Genomic DNA, 14608 nt, shown 5'->3' on the forward strand with positions numbered 1-14608 from the left:
CCATGAACCAGACCGTCCAAACCTATTTCGATGCCTTCAACGCCGGCGATGTGGAGGGCATGTTGGCCTGCCTGTCCGAGGATGTGGCCCATTACGTGAACGAAGGTCAAATTCGTGTCGGGAAAGAGAAATTCACGGCCTTTTGCGATCACATGAACCGCTGCTATCGCGAGAACCTGACTGATATCGTGGTTTTCGAGGCCAAGGGCGGCACACGTGCAGCGGCCGAATTCATCGTGAACGGCACCTATCTGGAAACTGACGAGGGCCTGCCCGAGGCCCACGGCCAGACCTACCGCCTGCCAGCGGGGTCGTTCTTTGACCTAAGGGATGGCAAGATCACCCGCGTCACCACCTTCTACAATCTTGCAGACTGGACCAAGCAGGTGTCCGGTGGCTGAGGTCTCCGCCGTCCGCCCCCTGACCGGAGCGGCGCTCGAGGCCGCTCTGGACGATGTGGCGCGCTTGCGGATCGAAGTGTTTCGGGCGTGGCCCTACCTTTATGATGGTGATCTGGCATATGAGCGGAAATATCTGCAATCCTATCGTGACAGCGACAAAGCAATTGTCGTCGGCGCCTTTGACAGCGATCGCCTGATTGGCGCGTCAACCGGGGCACCGCTGACTGACCACGCCGACGATTTCGCGGCGGCGTTTGAGGGCACCGGGCTGGATCTGTCGCAGATCTTCTACTGCGCGGAATCCGTTTTGCTGTCCGATTATCGAGGTCAGGGCGTTGGCCATAAGTTTTTCGATCTGCGTGAGGAGCATGCCCGCGCACTGGGTTTCAGCAAATGCGCCTTTTGCGGCGTACAGCGCCCGGCGGATCACCCGATGCGGCCCGAAAACTACCGGCCGCTGGACGCCTTCTGGCGGGCGCGGGGATATGAGCCGCTGTCAGGCGCCGTCGCCCAGTTCTCGTGGAAGGATATCGGGGAAAAAGGCGAGACGCTGAAGCCGCTGCAGTTCTGGATACGGGATATCTAACAGACGGTGCTGACCCGTTAGCATGTAGCAATCCCGCAAATTGGCCGGCCTTTCCGATCTTCAGGGGAAACTGATGGTCGCCAGAACGAAGTGCTATGCCTTCTTTTCCCACCCTCGCTTTACGCCAGCCAAAATTGCTGGTCCTGCTTCTGCAGTTGGCACAATTTCCATGATGTCATTGTGAAAAAGCGGCCAGAATTGCGCACAGATCCCAATTACTTCGGCTTTGGAGTCCGCCTCAAGGAGAACATAGCCCTCAGTATTGCTTATCCAACCTGTGAATTTGACTGGGCCTTCCCCTTCCACAAGTTCGCTGGCGTCGCCGACCATATCGGTCCACGCAGCGATCTCCCCCTCGCGGTCTTTTGGCCATGCCGCCGCCGAGCAAGTGAAGTGATTAATGTAATGAGGCATGTCAATTTCTCCCGTTATGAAAAACCCTAAGCATCGGTTGAGTGTTACACAGTCTAACACCGCCAGATTACGCTCCGGTAAGGTGCTTTACAATTTTGCCGACAGCGTCCGATTTGACAGCTTGGTAACGTTGCCGAAATTTGTTAATGCAAATCTGGACAGTAATGCAGGTTTATTGGGTAGTCCAAACCAACTCTGTACTGGGTAATTTGCGGGCTGGCGCGCTTACTTTTGGTTCAATTGAGCTGTACAGGCTATCCATTTGCAATCTACTGTCGCGTGACCAAAAGATTTGGGTTTCAAAAAATGAAAGTCGCAACCGCTGCCTATAACCTCGATTGGCTCGACAGTTGGGCGCAGTATGAGGACAAGCTAGGCCGCTGGGTCTCAGACGCCGCCGGACAGGGGGCTGAGTTGCTGGTCTTTCCTGAATACGGTGCGATGGAGTTGTCGACATTGGATGGGGTCGACGTCGCGGGCGATCTTGAGCGTTCGATCCGGGCAGTGTCTGATCGGATGGAAGCGGCGCAGGTCCTGCATCAGCTTCTTGCGCAGGAATACAAGATCTACATTCTGGGCGCGTCGGCCCCGATTGTGGATGGGCCGGGCCGACCGGTAAACCGTGCAGCACTCTATGCGCCCGATGGTGGGCAGGATCATCAAGACAAACAGATCATGACCCGCTTTGAGCGCGAAGACTGGGATATCGCGCCGGGCGGACCGCTGAAACTATTCGATACCGCGTTGGGCAAGATCGGCGTGTTGATCTGCTATGACAGCGAATTTCCCCTGTTGGGCCATGCGCTGAGCGAGGCCGATCTGATCCTGGTCCCCTCATGTACCGAGGCTTTGGCAGGCTATTGGCGGGTTCGGATCGGCGCGATGTCACGGGCGCTGGAAAATCAATGCGTTACGGTGATGGCGTCTCTGGTCGGGGACAATGACTGGTCCGAGGCGGTGGACAAGAATACCGGCACCGGCGGCATTTTCGGCCCACCCGACAAGGGGTTTCCTGCGACTGGTGTGTTGGCCGAAGGCGCTTTGAACCAGCCGGGATGGACCTATTCGGATATCGATCTTTCAGCAATTGCCGAAGTTCGCACCGATGGGCATGTTCTGAACCGCACTCATTGGGAGGAGCAGTCGCCGCGAGTCGATTCCGTCACATTATCGCGCCTTTAGGTGATTCTGGCCTTGAAATAAGCCCAAAATGGGCTCATTTAAGCGCACATCCCCGTAGATTCTGCGGGTGCAACGTAATGATGGAGACAACATGGCCAAGGAAGATACGCTCGAATTTCCCGGTGTCGTGAAGGAACTCCTGCCTAATGCGACGTTTCGGGTCGAGCTGGAAAACGGCCATGAGATCATCGCACATACGGCAGGCAAGATGCGCAAGAACCGCATCCGTGTTCTGGCCGGCGACAAGGTTCAGGTCGAGATGACCCCCTATGATCTGACCAAGGGTCGGATCAACTACCGCTTCAAGTAACGCCTGCCGCAATGGCGTTTATCTTAGGATCGGGCAGCCCACGGCGGCTGGACCTGCTGGCCCAGCTTGGCGTGCAGCCCGATGCAATTCGCGCCCCCGACATTGACGAAACGCCTTTGAAAGGCGAATTGCCAGTGCCTTACTGTAATCGTATTACACGGGCAAAAGTGCAGGCTATTCAGGCGGATAGCGATGATGTTACCCTGTGTGCGGATACGACCGTCGCGCTTGGCCGTCGCATTCTGGGCAAGCCCGAAGATGCGGGGCAGGCGGCCGAATTCCTACATGCGCTGTCCGGTCGGCGGCATCGCGTGATCACTTCGGTCGCTGTGCGGCGTGGGGATCGGGTGTTGCAACGTGATGTGGTCTCGCAGGTCAAGGTCAAGCGCCTGTCGGACGTTGAGATTAATGCCTATCTGGCAACCGGAGATTGGCAGGGCAAAGCAGGTGCTTACGCCATTCAAGGTCCGGCCGGGGCGTTCATTCCCTGGATTTCAGGTTCGTTCACCGGCATCGTAGGGCTACCCCTGTCTGAAACTGCCGCCCTTTTGCAGGGTATCGGCTATCCCTTGTATCGTGAGGTGTCATGAAGGGCCGCACCATCGTTCTGGATCATATCGACAACCGCGAAGCTGCCGCCTTAATGGTGGATGGCAAGCTGGATGATTTCCTGATCGCAGGGGGTGCCCCCGCACCGGGCACGATCTATCGCGCCCGTGCCGACCGCCCCGTCAAAGGGCAGGGTGGCATGTTCCTGACAACTCCCGACGGTCCGGCCTTCTTGCGGCAGGTGAAGGGATTGGCCCCGAGCACCCTGATGCTGGTGCAGATCACTGGCTATGCAGAGCCGGGCAAGGCGCTGCCGGTCACAGATCGCATCTTGTTCAAAAGCCGCTATGCGATTGTCACACCCGAAGCGCCAGGTCTGAATATTTCACGCTCAATCCGTGACGAGGACGAGCGCGACCGTCTGCTTGAGATTGCGCATGGCTGCATGGACGGCAGCACTTATGGCCTGATTCTGCGCTCTTGTTGTCTGGGTGAAGATGCGGGCGAGATCGCCGAGGACATCAACGCCATGCTGGCCCATGCCGATCAGGTTTTGAATGATCCGGGAACCGAACCCGAGCTGTTGTTGGAGGGCGATGGCCCTCACGTTCTGGCCTGGCGCGACTGGACCGACCCGGCCGAAGTGGTGACGCAGGACGGAAGCTTTGAAACACAGGGCGTGTTAGATGCGTTGGACGAGGTGCGCGGTATTTCCGAGCCACTTCCGGGCGGCGGGCACTTGTATATTCAGCCCACACGCGCCCTGGTCGCAGTGGATGTAAACACCGGATCCGACACCTCAATGGCCGCCGGAACCAAGGCGAACTTCGCCTGCGCCAAGGTGTTGGCACGTGCGTTGCGCGTGCGGGGTCTGGGCGGGCAAATCACCTTGGACCTTGCCCCAATGCCCAAGAAAGATCGGCGCGGTTTTGAATCAGCCCTGCGCGCCGCGTTCAAGGCAGATGGAATTGAAACCACCCTGGCGGGTTGGACACCATTGGGCCATTACGAACTGCAACGCAAACGCGGCCGTATTCCACTGACGGAGGTGTTGAAATGAGTTGCCCGATCTGTGGTGAAGACACGGTAACCAAGTTCCGCCCCTTCTGTTCAAAACGCTGTGCCGACCTCGATCTGGCCAAGTGGTTGAACGGCTCATATGCGGTTCCGTCGCAGCGGGAAGAGGACTTGGACACGGATGGATCCGAAGGTCAAACCGAGCAATCGCGTCCACACTGAAAAAATCTGAAAAAGCCTCTGGACACTGCCTGTGGCAAGTCATAGAAGGCCTCCACCCAACGATGAACATCGTTCCCGTGCCCGGGTAGCTCAGGGGTAGAGCAGTGGATTGAAAATCCTCGTGTCGGTGGTTCGATTCCGCCCCCGGGCACCATTTAACATTTAAAAACAATGACTTAACCCGAAAATTGTAACGTATGGTGACGTATCGTTCGATTCTCAAAACCTGAATCGAACCAAATCATTTCCGGTGCGGAATCCACGCTTGCAAAATGAGCTTCGAAGTGGGTTCTTTCTGACCCGCTCTCCTGTGAATCCCTGCTCGAAGGAAATATTTGAGCAAAGTAGCAAGATTACCCGGCAACCAGCCGGTACTGCTGTGGCCTTGGCCTGGGTTTAATCGGGTTCAGTTCGAAGCCCCTTGTATTGAATTGCGGACACAAGGCACAATTACGGGTTGTGCTTTCGCTGTTTCTAACAATATTGAAAACACAAAAGATTTTCGATTGGCAGTACACATGACGGTTTCTGAAGAACAGCTATTAGTATGGGCACAACCACCAAGCAAAACTCAAGAGGAACGCTGTAAGAACGCTGAGGATATGATCCGCAAAGCGATTCAGGCCAGTGATGCTCTAAAAAGCCGAGACATCACGGTTTTTCTGCAGGGTTCTTATGCAAACAATACAAACACGGCGCGAAAAAGTGATGTTGATGTAGGCGTAGTCTGTCACGAAAGCTTCTTCTCATCATACCCAGAGGGAAAAAGCAGAGACGATTTCGGATTGGCTGATGCGACTTACACGTTTGCAGACTTTAAGAAGGATGTGGGGGAAGCGCTCACTTCGTACTTCCGAGACGGTACGGTAACACGTGGGAACAAAGCCTTTGACATTAAAGCGACCTCCTACCACGTGGAAGCTGATGTCGCTCCATTCTTGGAGCATCGCAGATACCACACCAATGGTTCATACATTGAGGGAGTTGAACTGCGCCCGGACAGAGGTGGAAGGGTAATCAACTGGCCCGAACAGCATAAGGCCAACGGAGTTTCCAAAAACAAAGTAACTGGCCGTCGGTTCAAGCGAATGGTTCGCATAGTGAAATCACTAAATGATCTAACAGAAAAGCCTGCACCAGGGTTTTTAATCGAGTGCCTCATGTGGAATGTGCCTGACTCACATTTTTTGCACGCGACTTACGAACAAACTCTGCGCTCAAATCTCAATTACCTCTATCAATATTTGGCATTGCCTGCGGCCGACGAATGGGGCGAGGTCAGCGAACTTAAATATCTGTTCAAAGCTAACCCGTGGACCAAAGAGGATGCTCGAACGGTGCTTGCCAGGATTTGGGATAAAGCTGAACTATGAGCAACACTATAGACATAAAAGTCCTTGTCAGTTTGACGGTTGCTCTATTCGCATTCTCATTGTTTTGCCTGAGCTATTTCGGCATTTACAATCTGACTGATCCGACCGAGTTCTTTAGAGCCTACTCTGCAGCATTGACGGTGACGACATCCGCAGTGGCGCTTCTTGTTTGGCAAGGTTGGAAAATCCCCTGGCTCAAAGGGTGGCTCATTCTGGTCCCTAATCTTAATGGCACGTGGGAAGGCGTTACTAAATCCGATTGGGTCAACCCCGAAACAAACGAGAAATTGAATCCGATTACTTCGCTCCTCATCGTCAAGCAGTCCCTTTTTGGAATGAGTTGCGTGGTACGCACTGGCGAGATGACGAGTTTTTCGATCTCTGCTGGGATTGAGCGCGATCCGAACAACCACATCGAAAAGCTGGTGTACACCTATCGCAGTGAACCAAAACCCGGCGTAGCCGGTAGGAGCGCAATTCACCATGGAACCGCTGTGCTTGAATTTGGTACAAGCCCTAGTTGGAGTCTCTCAGGCAGATACTTCACAGAGAGAAATTCAACAGGCGAAATAGAACTGGCATTTCGAAACCGACGGACCAATACTCAGTTAACAGATGAAGAGCGAAAACATCCTTTGGATAAGTGAGGCTGAGGTCAAACTAAGGGAGTCACAGTGGGTTTCTTGGAACTAGAACTGCGTGCTGGATTCAACCAATCGACTAGTGTGAATACCCATACGCCACCCAAAAGTTTGATGTCAACTTTTCGGCTAAAAAGACGTATTTTTGACGTATGGAAGAACCGAAAATTTCCTAAAATATTGATTTTATTAAGTAAAAAATCAAATAGATTCCGCCCCCGGGAATCGAACGGGGCCTCAGGGAGTCACTGAGGGGCTCTCACAGCAGCCGTAGACCATTCCGTAGACCATATGGTGCCTGTTGACAGCGACACAGCCCGTCGCATACCCCTTGTTTTGCTGGAGAGACCGGCTGAAGAAGTGCCTGTAACGGGAATAGAACACCGCCCCCGGGCACCACTCTCAATTCACGAAAAATATTTCTCGGTAAATCAAATAGATGTGTAGTTATTGATTCCTCGATTCTTCTCGGGGAAGCAACATTCGGCGTAATTGCTGCTCTTTCGTTGCTTATGCGAAGTCCAACGATTTCCAAACCTCGGCGGCAGATGAAGAGGAGAAGTCGCCCTTCATCGTGCCGTTGCTTGGTTTCCGCAAGCAAGGCGAATTGCAGCTATTCAGCAAGGAGCATTTCCTTAACCTACCTTGACGGCTTGATGAATGCGACGCCTCGGATATCGCAAACCGTTTCAAGATCGTTGATTGAAGCCAGGCTGGTCAGATCGACATATCCGAGAGTGGCAAGGTGGAGATCGACTTTGCACGGCGCGTCCAAGGTGAGCTTGCTGCTGTCATCCAAGAGCCAGCATGGACTTTGCCCAGACTGGCCAACTGGATCGACGGGGTATAAAGCATCCTGACATTACCAAGCCGAGCGCGGTGGTGTTTTTGGGAGCGCCCTGAACAAGCTGCTGGCCAGCGGCCATGACTTGGACACCTTGGCACGGAACAAATACGATCTGCGCAATGTAGTGGCAGGTTTCATTTCCGATCTTCGATCCAATCGAGAAACCGACAACTACTCTGCCCTGTTTGCCGCTCACGCTAAACAGTTTGCCACCAGCGCAGAACTGTCCATGATCTTCGATGAGCAGAGTTACGCCTTCAACCAGCCCTAGGCCAGGGCCACCAAGTTCAACAAGCATTACACCCCGTTGATTGGCGACTTGAAAGCCGAAGGCGAGGAGTTCGAGTGCGCCGTCTATCTGGACCGGTTGGATACGGTGAAGTACTGGATTCGGAATATCGAGAACAAGAAAACCTCTTTCTGGCTCCAGCTACCACACGGAAAGTTCTATCCGGATTTTGTAGCGATGCTCGACGATGGGCGAATCTTGGTTGTCGAATACAAGGGCGCGCATCTTTTCGACTCGGAAGAAGCCAGGCGCCAGATTAGCGACGCATGGGCTGACGCCAGCGGTGGCCAATGCTTGTTCTGCATGCCGACTGACCGAGGATTCGATCTTATAGACAGAACAATCAGTTAGGTCCGCGTTAGAATCCCTTCCGCCGGATTGCTGTCCCATTGCAGTCCCGGTGGATAACCTGCAGGGAGGATTTTGGCCACAGGACGTAATGTCTTTATTATCAAGGGGATTTTGGTAGCGGAGGAGGGACTTGAACCCCCGACACGCGGATTATGATTCCGCTGCTCTAACCAACTGAGCTACTCCGCCATGAGTGAGAGGCGATTTAAGCGAGGGGCTGTGGCGGGTCAAGAGGTAAAACACGGTCAAAGCCGGATTCTTTTCCACGCCGTTCAAACCGTCTCGGGCGCCGCCTTGGTTTCGAAATACTTGGTTTCTGCGATCTGGCGGATGAATGCGGCGCATGTGTCCGGTGCCGTGATCAGGATCATATGACCTGCCCCGTCAATCCACTCGTTTGACAGGCCGAACTGGATCATTGGATCGCCGTGCGCGTGGGCTGCAAGTATAGCGTCCTGTGTGCCGTATAGAATGCCGCCGGGTACGGCTAACTCCTCATAGCGTGCGACCTGCGCCGCCATGCTGTCATCAATCCCCACAACGTCCTGCGATCCGGTGATGAAGGCCGACGGGCGCAGTCCAAGCGCACCGCCAGCACGATCCAGAAAGTCCGCAGGTGCAGGGTCGGGGGCGAAAACGACGTCCAGAGTGTGTGGTGCAGTTTTGGCGGCCACTGGTACAGCGATTGTGTTGCCGATCAGGCTGCGTAGCCATTCCGTGCGGATTTCCAGTGGTTTGAAAACCTGGGGTGTCGACGGCAAAACTTGCGTCAGAGGGGCCAGCAGAGCCAGGGCCTTGATCTTTTCTGGGCGGTCCAGCGCCATGGCCAACGACACCGCGCCACCCAAGGAATGGCCCACAAGGACAGCGTCGGTGACGTCCTTGCTGTCCAGAAACTCTTGTATCATGCGCGCCTGTTCGGGCAGACGGCCCAGAGCGGCACTGTCGCGGGTCGAATAGCCACAGCCGGGCCGGTCCACTGCGATGACGTAATAGTCATCGGCCAGCATGTCGACCAAGGCATAGGTGAAATGCTGCAACTGCCCAGCCAGCCCGTGGATCATGACAAGGGTCTGCTTCGACGGATCGCCCTTTTCCACATAATGGATGCTGCCGCCGTTCACGGGCGCGATGACCCCAAGCTGCGGAACTCGGATTTGGCCTTGGCGAGTCAGTTTGCGGGTCCACAGTTTCATGCCGACAAAAAATGCGACGATCAGCAGGGCGATGGTTAGAAGAGTGGTCATGTCAACGATCTCCGGCTGGGGGAGGGGCAGGGTGATATTGTTCCAGCCCGGATCGGGCCATGCGCTTTTCATACTCGGATACGGTGCCGGGCCAAAGCGTCGTGTTGCGGCCTTGGGCATCCTGATACCACGAGGTGCAGCCGCCCGCTTGCCAGACGCTGTCTGAGTGGCGGTCCTGCATTTCCTGCGTAAAGGCTTCTTGTTTCGCGGCGTCAGGTGTGATGGCCTGTAAGCCGTTGCGCTGCATCTGATCCAGCACCCGGCCTATATGGCGGACCTGTGCTTCGATCATCAGCACGACCGAGTTATGGCCCAATCCGGTATGTGGCCCCAACAGAATAAAGAAGTTCGGAAAACCTGCGATGGCAGTGCCCAGATTGGCCTGCATCCCATCGGTCCATGCTTGGCGTAGGGTCAGGCCATCGGTTCCGGTGATGTCCAGACGCTCGACCACGTCCGTCACATGAAAGCCTGTGCCCCAGATCAATACATCGGCCTGGGTCCGGCTGCCATCCGCGGCGATGATCTGATCTCCCTCGATTGTCGCCACCCCGTGCGGAATTACTGTCACGTTGTCCCGCGCAAGGGCCGTGTACCAGTCATTCGAACTGAGGATACGTTTGCATCCAATCCTGTAGCCAGGGGTCAGGCGTTCGCGTTGTTCGGGGTCAGTTGTCGCTTTCTCCAGCCCGTTTCGCCACATCTTCATGGCAAAGTTGACCATCCGCTCTTCACCCCGAAACACACGGTGGCGATACTCAAAAATCCAGTAGATCAGTTTGCGGCGTATCCGGGGCAGGATGGGGATGCACCTATAGAGACTGCGAACCCACGGTGCAATTGGCCCGTCGGGGCGGGGCAGGACGTAGGGCGCGGTCCGTTGGAAGATGGTGATTTGGGCTGCCGTTTTCGCAATTTCAGGCACAAACTGAACGGCTGAGGCACCGGTGCCGACCACAGAGATGCGTTTACCCACAAGTTCAACGTCGTGATCCCATTCGGCAGAATGGAACTTGGGGCCGGGAAAGCCGTCGGCACCGGGTATGTCGGGCACATCCGGTAGATGCAGTGCCCCAATGGCCGAGACTAAAAAGCGTGCCGTCCAGTGCTGCCCGCCCTCGGTTTCCACCTGCCATTGGTCGCCGTCCCAGCGCGCGGATTTCAGTTGCTGGTGGAAATGGCACAGATCGTACAGGCCCTCATCCCGGCAGATCTTTTGCAGATACGCCTGAATCTCGGCCCCACCGGCATAGGCGCGGCTCCAGTCCGGGTTCAGGTGCGTGGCCATCGAATACAGATGCGAGGGAATATCGCATGCCACGCCGGGATAGGTGTTTTCGCGCCATGTACCGCCGATATCGCCCGCTTTTTCAAGGATGGCGATATCGCTGATTCCACGTTTGCGTGCCTCGATTGCCATGGTCAGCCCCGAGAACCCGGCACCAATGATCAGCATTTCCGCACTGTGCGCCATGCACCTGCCCCTCCCAAAGCAACCGTGACGGTTTCATTTGACTATAGGGGACCTAAGACGTCTGAACAGCTTCCCGTGGGGTCACATAGAGTTTGGATAGCCTGGTGCGCATTCGCCCTGACGTGACACCGATCTTAAAATTCGAGACGATGTGCCCGACCATGCGCGACAAGGCGTGCATTAAGTGTCTCGGCCTCGGGCGCACCGGATTCTAGCGCGAAGACAAAGGCGTGGGTTAGGTAAAAACACGCGGCATCAATGTCCTGTGCCGCCTCGCGTTCATCCGCAGCCTTTGTGTAATAGTGGATCAGGGCAGCATGATCGTCCTGCTCATGGGCCTTTAACAGCAGGCGATCCAAATCGTCTTTTTCCATTGGACCTCCTGCCAAAAGGGGCCGGCTGAGAGGTTATTCCGCCCGTCCGTTTTCGATCTGCGTTGCGACCCAGTGATGGAAGTTATGGGTCGGCCCGTCCATTGCGGGTGAAAACCGTCCGCCATCGAACAGCACCCCGTGGCGACCCTTTTGCATACCTTCGACAACAAAGACATCTTCTTCGAAAATGGCCCGCCACTGTTGTGCGTTTGTGGTGCGAAGCCCGTCCAGATGCGGCGTGTCCTCAACGCTTTTGGCATAGTACAGCCGGATATGTTCGACGGTGTTTTCGTGGTCGACCGGCTCAAGCAAGATTGCAAAGGCATGGTCGCGCTGCACCCCCAACAGGACGTTCGGGTATAAGGCTACGTATTCCGCGCCTTCATCCCACTTGTCACTCAGGTCTTCGAAATCGGGAAAGGTGGTGCCGTCCTGATCCTTTAGCTGCCGGTAGACCAGCGTGCCCTGACCGGAGTAATGCCCGCGGACTTCGATGTTATAGTGATCTTCCAACCGGGAATAGCTATTCAGGCCGGGATGCACCCAAGGCAGGTGATAGCTTTCGCAATAGTTCTCGACCGCCAGTTTCCAATTGGTTTTGACCTCCAGCTTGAACGAGGCCATCTCGCCGCCGTCATGCAGGGGTTGTTCGAATTCCTTCCACCGATCCAGCAGGGCACCATGGGCATCCTGAAACTCGGGTGCGTTGCCGTCTACGTTCACAAAGATCACATCGCGCCAGACATACGACCGGACACGCACCAGCCCCAGATCCTTGTGATCGACGTTTTCATGCTTGTTCTGACCGGGGCCACCCACATGCGGGGTAGCACGCAGCTCACCTTTCAGGCTGTAGCACCAGCTATGATAGGGGCAGCGGATCGCGCCTTCGATCTTGCGGGGCGTATCCACAAGGATCATGCCGCGGTGGCGGCAGGTGTTCTGGAAAACCCCGATCTCTCCGTCGCGATCACGGACGATCAGTAGTGGCATGCCCAGAAAGTCGACCGGTTTTGCATCGCCTACCTCGGGGACATCCAGACCAAACCCGATCCCGGACCAATTGGCAAAGAGGACCGAGCGCTTTTCTTCGGCAAAAACAACCGGGTCGATATAGTGTTCATTCGGCAGGCCATTTGCGATGGTCACATCGTTCAGAACGGATGATAGCGCGCTGTACTTGTTCATCGGGCTCTCCTGTGGGTTGCTAGATGCGTTCTTTTCCGTATTGGCGGATGGTGTAGCCCTTTCTCAATATCAGAAAACCTCACCACTGGGTGATCTGATCTAAACTGAACCGTCCTGAACCTCTTGAATGATCCATGATTTTAAGGCACGGGCGCTGTCCGAGAGGTCTTCCTCCGGGCGGCCAACAATGTAGAATTGGTTGGGCGCAGTCAGATAGTGCGGGCCAATGGCGACCAGCTTTCCCGATTGCAGCATCGGCTGGATCAGCCGTTGCCAACCCAGCGTCAGCCCAGCCCCCTTGCGCGCCAGTTGCAGGGCAACCGAATAGCTGTTCACCCTAGAGTCAATCGGGATCGTGCCCACATATCCCAGTTGTTTGAACCATTCCGGCCAGGTGGTCCAAGTGCGGTCTTCCGAGGCCATGTGGATCAAGCGTTCGGCTGCCAGCGCGTCGAGGTCAGCACCAGCCAATCGTTCCGCGACCTCGGGGCTGGCGACGGGGATCAGGTGATCGCGGAACAGGGGCGTATGCGTCAAGTTCGGGTCCGGGTCGCGCCCGTAGCGAATAAAGAAGTCCACATCCGGTCGGTCCCGAAAAGGGCGATCCTGCGACAGCTGGTCCACGTTGACGTCCGGCATTTCGCGCCAAAATCGGATCACGGCGGGCGACAACCACAACGCCGCCACTGCCGTGGTCGATCCGACCGTGACCTTGCCGCCAGATTTGCGGTCACGGATCGTTGCCAGAACTTTCGAGATACGCCCGAATGACGACGACAGCGCCTCGTAAAGCGCGTTGCCGTCTTCGGTCAGATCGACGCCGCGATGCTTGCGCTGGAACAGCGTGGTTTCCAGATCGCCCTCCAACGCCTTGATCTGGTGACTGACCGCGCCCGGCGTGACCGACAGTTCCTCGGCTGCGTTCTTAAAGCTCAGATGCCGCGCGGCGGCCTCGAAGGCGGACAAGGTGGTCAGGGGCGGCAGGTTATAGTGGCGTCTGGACATGATGATCTGGGAAGCATTGTCTGATTTCAGATGAGTTCTCTTCATCCGAGTATTGGGCTTTTTATCGATGAAGGCCAGAACCGTGGGCATAGCAAAATTGTGTGTCGGTCAAATTTCTGGATGGGCGCAGTGAAATGTGGCCGTAAGCGGCGGGGGGAGCTGCTCTGCCCATAGGCGAGCCCGGTTGGTCAGGCGCTCACCCCCTGGTCCCGCTCGTACCCCCTCGTTAAATTCAAACTCGTAAACTGATCAGCAGGATTAGGTATTCATAGATGCGGAAATGGGCATAACTATTACAAGATCGTGTCAGTTCTATGTATCTTTCGGTCGAAACCGCGCAATTTGCCCCAATCTTAATGTGCATGTTTTCAACATACCTGCCGGAAATTACATCCTTTCCGCCAGTTATGTTTGTGTTAAATAGCTGGTCGTGACATTTTTATTTCGCCAACAAAGGGATGTTTTCTGCAAAAAATGGCGTTAAATCGCATTCGGATTTCCTTTAGAATTTCCATGTCCTCATTAGACTTTAATGCTGGAGGACATCTATGAATTTGGAATCCCACGAAGCCGCAACAGAGATTGCACCGCGTGTCATCTCGATCGCAAAGCGCGAGCGCGAGATATTCCGGGCATCCAAAGCCGCCGAGGCCGCGTTTGAACAGGTCGCCTGCGCAGCCAAAGATGGCGCCGCAGTGCATGGTGAGTTGCAGGACCGTGTCTTTTCCATTTTTCGCTGGTATTTCCTGTCAGCCTTTTGCACCCGTATGCTGACGGGCGCTGCGCATCGGCTTGAGCATCAGACCTTGCAGGTTTCGATGGATATTTTCAGTGCCGTCAAAATGACGCTGACCGATAGTGAGATTGAGCGGTCGATGGCTTTGGTCAGCGTCGAGCATACGTCGCCGACGATAGTTCGGGCGAATGATATTGGCAGTCGGGGGCATACTGTCGGATGGGTTGCCGCAGGGCTGCATGAAAAGGGGCGGGAATTCCCTGGCGAGATTCAGAATGCGCTGGCCGGTGCGCTGGCGGCGTCGACCCGGATCAACTGACCGCTGCGCAGTTATCCCAACGTCAGCGATTGACTACACAGTTTACACACATGCGAATCCTTGCGTACGATCCGATAGAATTT

General features: G+C 55.4%; 18 protein-coding genes and 2 tRNA genes. 12 read left to right on the top strand and 8 right to left on the bottom strand.

Going from position 1 to position 14608, the window contains the following annotated elements; translation table 11 throughout:
* Nucleotides 1-2 precede the first annotated feature (2 nt).
* Nucleotides 3-401 carry a ketosteroid isomerase-related protein gene (locus tag ACR0DL_RS11775; protein ID WP_480689323.1) on the top strand — a complete coding sequence of 133 codons (399 nt, stop codon included), beginning with the start codon at nt 3-5 and terminating at the stop codon, nt 399-401.
* On the top strand, nt 394-987 hold the full coding sequence (locus ACR0DL_RS11780) for a GNAT family N-acetyltransferase (RefSeq protein WP_480689325.1): 594 nt from the start codon (nt 394-396) through the stop codon (nt 985-987). Before ACR0DL_RS11775 ends, ACR0DL_RS11780 begins: the two co-directional genes overlap by 8 nt.
* A 93-nt stretch (nt 988-1080) precedes the next feature.
* Here ACR0DL_RS11780 and ACR0DL_RS11785 read toward each other — a convergent pair whose 3' ends face one another.
* Nucleotides 1081-1401 (bottom strand): hypothetical protein, encoded by a 321-nt coding sequence (locus ACR0DL_RS11785; protein ID WP_170350221.1) that lies wholly within the window; start codon nt 1399-1401, stop codon nt 1081-1083.
* Nucleotides 1402-1707: 306 nt separating this feature from the next.
* On the opposite strand from ACR0DL_RS11785, the gene ACR0DL_RS11790 reads away from it, so the two are divergent.
* From ACR0DL_RS11790 to ACR0DL_RS11825, 8 genes are all read left to right on the top strand, one after another.
* The gene (locus ACR0DL_RS11790; RefSeq protein WP_480689327.1) at nt 1708-2583 is read left to right on the top strand and encodes a carbon-nitrogen hydrolase family protein; all 876 of its coding nucleotides are present in this window, start codon (nt 1708-1710) and stop codon (nt 2581-2583) included.
* A 91-nt stretch (nt 2584-2674) separates the two neighbouring features.
* On the top strand, nt 2675-2893 hold the full coding sequence (gene infA, locus ACR0DL_RS11795) for a translation initiation factor IF-1 (RefSeq protein WP_005978431.1): 219 nt from the start codon (nt 2675-2677) through the stop codon (nt 2891-2893).
* Between the two features lie 11 nt (nt 2894-2904).
* Nucleotides 2905-3483 carry a Maf family protein gene (locus ACR0DL_RS11800; RefSeq protein WP_170350223.1) on the top strand — a complete coding sequence of 193 codons (579 nt, stop codon included), beginning with the start codon at nt 2905-2907 and terminating at the stop codon, nt 3481-3483.
* Entirely contained in the window at nt 3480-4502 is a 1023-nt protein-coding gene (locus ACR0DL_RS11805) for a ribonuclease E/G (protein WP_480689329.1), read from the top strand. Before ACR0DL_RS11800 ends, ACR0DL_RS11805 begins: the two co-directional genes overlap by 4 nt.
* Entirely contained in the window at nt 4499-4681 is a 183-nt protein-coding gene (locus ACR0DL_RS11810; protein ID WP_170350225.1) for a DNA gyrase inhibitor YacG, read from the top strand. Before ACR0DL_RS11805 ends, ACR0DL_RS11810 begins: the two co-directional genes overlap by 4 nt.
* A 79-nt stretch (nt 4682-4760) precedes the next feature.
* Nucleotides 4761-4835 (top strand) — tRNA-Phe (locus ACR0DL_RS11815).
* A 181-nt stretch (nt 4836-5016) separates the two neighbouring features.
* On the top strand, nt 5017-6054 hold the full coding sequence (locus ACR0DL_RS11820) for a nucleotidyltransferase domain-containing protein (RefSeq protein WP_480689331.1): 1038 nt from the start codon (nt 5017-5019) through the stop codon (nt 6052-6054).
* Nucleotides 6051-6701, top strand: a complete 651-nt coding sequence (locus ACR0DL_RS11825; protein ID WP_480689333.1) for a Cap15 family cyclic dinucleotide receptor domain-containing protein — start codon at nt 6051-6053, stop codon at nt 6699-6701. The genes ACR0DL_RS11820 and ACR0DL_RS11825 overlap by 4 nt, the downstream gene beginning before the upstream one ends.
* Nucleotides 6702-7486: 785 nt before the next feature.
* On the opposite strand, the gene ACR0DL_RS11830 is transcribed toward ACR0DL_RS11825, so the two are convergent.
* Nucleotides 7487-7840 (bottom strand): hypothetical protein, encoded by a 354-nt coding sequence (locus ACR0DL_RS11830; protein WP_480689335.1) that lies wholly within the window; start codon nt 7838-7840, stop codon nt 7487-7489.
* Nucleotides 7841-7861: 21 nt separating this feature from the next.
* Between ACR0DL_RS11830 and ACR0DL_RS11835 the strand changes: the two genes are divergently transcribed.
* A complete protein-coding gene (locus ACR0DL_RS11835) occupies nt 7862-8182 on the top strand; it encodes a hypothetical protein (RefSeq protein ID WP_174820508.1) in 321 nt (106 codons plus the stop codon).
* Between the two features lie 112 nt (nt 8183-8294).
* Here ACR0DL_RS11835 and ACR0DL_RS11840 read toward each other — a convergent pair.
* From ACR0DL_RS11840 to ACR0DL_RS11865, 6 genes are all read right to left on the bottom strand, one after another.
* Nucleotides 8295-8371, bottom strand: a tRNA-Met gene (locus ACR0DL_RS11840).
* An 83-nt stretch (nt 8372-8454) separates the two neighbouring features.
* A complete protein-coding gene (locus ACR0DL_RS11845) occupies nt 8455-9429 on the bottom strand; it encodes an alpha/beta fold hydrolase (protein ID WP_480689337.1) in 975 nt (324 codons plus the stop codon).
* 1 nt (nt 9430) lies between these two features.
* Entirely contained in the window at nt 9431-10903 is a 1473-nt protein-coding gene (locus ACR0DL_RS11850; RefSeq protein ID WP_480689339.1) for a flavin-containing monooxygenase, read from the bottom strand.
* A 134-nt stretch (nt 10904-11037) separates the two neighbouring features.
* Nucleotides 11038-11277 carry a hypothetical protein gene (locus ACR0DL_RS11855; RefSeq protein WP_170398445.1) on the bottom strand — a complete coding sequence of 80 codons (240 nt, stop codon included), beginning with the start codon at nt 11275-11277 and terminating at the stop codon, nt 11038-11040.
* 33 nt (nt 11278-11310) lie between these two features.
* Nucleotides 11311-12465, bottom strand: coding sequence for an aromatic ring-hydroxylating oxygenase subunit alpha (locus ACR0DL_RS11860; protein WP_480689341.1), 1155 nt, complete (start codon nt 12463-12465; stop codon nt 11311-11313).
* Nucleotides 12466-12564: 99 nt separating this feature from the next.
* Nucleotides 12565-13470 (bottom strand): LysR substrate-binding domain-containing protein, encoded by a 906-nt coding sequence (locus ACR0DL_RS11865; protein WP_226688880.1) that lies wholly within the window; start codon nt 13468-13470, stop codon nt 12565-12567.
* A 548-nt stretch (nt 13471-14018) separates the two neighbouring features.
* Between ACR0DL_RS11865 and ACR0DL_RS11870 the strand changes: the two genes are divergently transcribed.
* Nucleotides 14019-14525, top strand: coding sequence for a hypothetical protein (locus ACR0DL_RS11870; protein WP_170359621.1), 507 nt, complete (start codon nt 14019-14021; stop codon nt 14523-14525).
* Nucleotides 14526-14608: the final 83 nt, after the last annotated feature.

It is taken from the genome of Ruegeria sp. BB5, from assembly GCF_056539405.1.

Coding starts and splice junctions, on each gene's coding strand:
- ACR0DL_RS11775 (WP_480689323.1), top strand. CDS start 3: ATGAACCAGACCGTCCAAACCTATTTCGATGCCTTCAACGCCGGCGAT.
- ACR0DL_RS11785 (WP_170350221.1), bottom strand. CDS start 1,401: ATGCCTCATTACATTAATCACTTCACTTGCTCGGCGGCGGCATGGCCA.
- ACR0DL_RS11790 (WP_480689327.1), top strand. CDS start 1,708: ATGAAAGTCGCAACCGCTGCCTATAACCTCGATTGGCTCGACAGTTGG.
- infA (WP_005978431.1), top strand. CDS start 2,675: ATGGCCAAGGAAGATACGCTCGAATTTCCCGGTGTCGTGAAGGAACTC.
- ACR0DL_RS11800 (WP_170350223.1), top strand. CDS start 2,905: ATGGCGTTTATCTTAGGATCGGGCAGCCCACGGCGGCTGGACCTGCTG.
- ACR0DL_RS11805 (WP_480689329.1), top strand. CDS start 3,480: ATGAAGGGCCGCACCATCGTTCTGGATCATATCGACAACCGCGAAGCT.
- ACR0DL_RS11810 (WP_170350225.1), top strand. CDS start 4,499: ATGAGTTGCCCGATCTGTGGTGAAGACACGGTAACCAAGTTCCGCCCC.
- ACR0DL_RS11825 (WP_480689333.1), top strand. CDS start 6,051: ATGAGCAACACTATAGACATAAAAGTCCTTGTCAGTTTGACGGTTGCT.
- ACR0DL_RS11830 (WP_480689335.1), bottom strand. CDS start 7,840: ATGCTTGTTGAACTTGGTGGCCCTGGCCTAGGGCTGGTTGAAGGCGTA.
- ACR0DL_RS11845 (WP_480689337.1), bottom strand. CDS start 9,429: ATGACCACTCTTCTAACCATCGCCCTGCTGATCGTCGCATTTTTTGTC.
- ACR0DL_RS11850 (WP_480689339.1), bottom strand. CDS start 10,903: ATGGCGCACAGTGCGGAAATGCTGATCATTGGTGCCGGGTTCTCGGGG.
- ACR0DL_RS11855 (WP_170398445.1), bottom strand. CDS start 11,277: ATGGAAAAAGACGATTTGGATCGCCTGCTGTTAAAGGCCCATGAGCAG.
- ACR0DL_RS11860 (WP_480689341.1), bottom strand. CDS start 12,465: ATGAACAAGTACAGCGCGCTATCATCCGTTCTGAACGATGTGACCATC.
- ACR0DL_RS11865 (WP_226688880.1), bottom strand. CDS start 13,470: ATGTCCAGACGCCACTATAACCTGCCGCCCCTGACCACCTTGTCCGCC.
- ACR0DL_RS11870 (WP_170359621.1), top strand. CDS start 14,019: ATGAATTTGGAATCCCACGAAGCCGCAACAGAGATTGCACCGCGTGTC.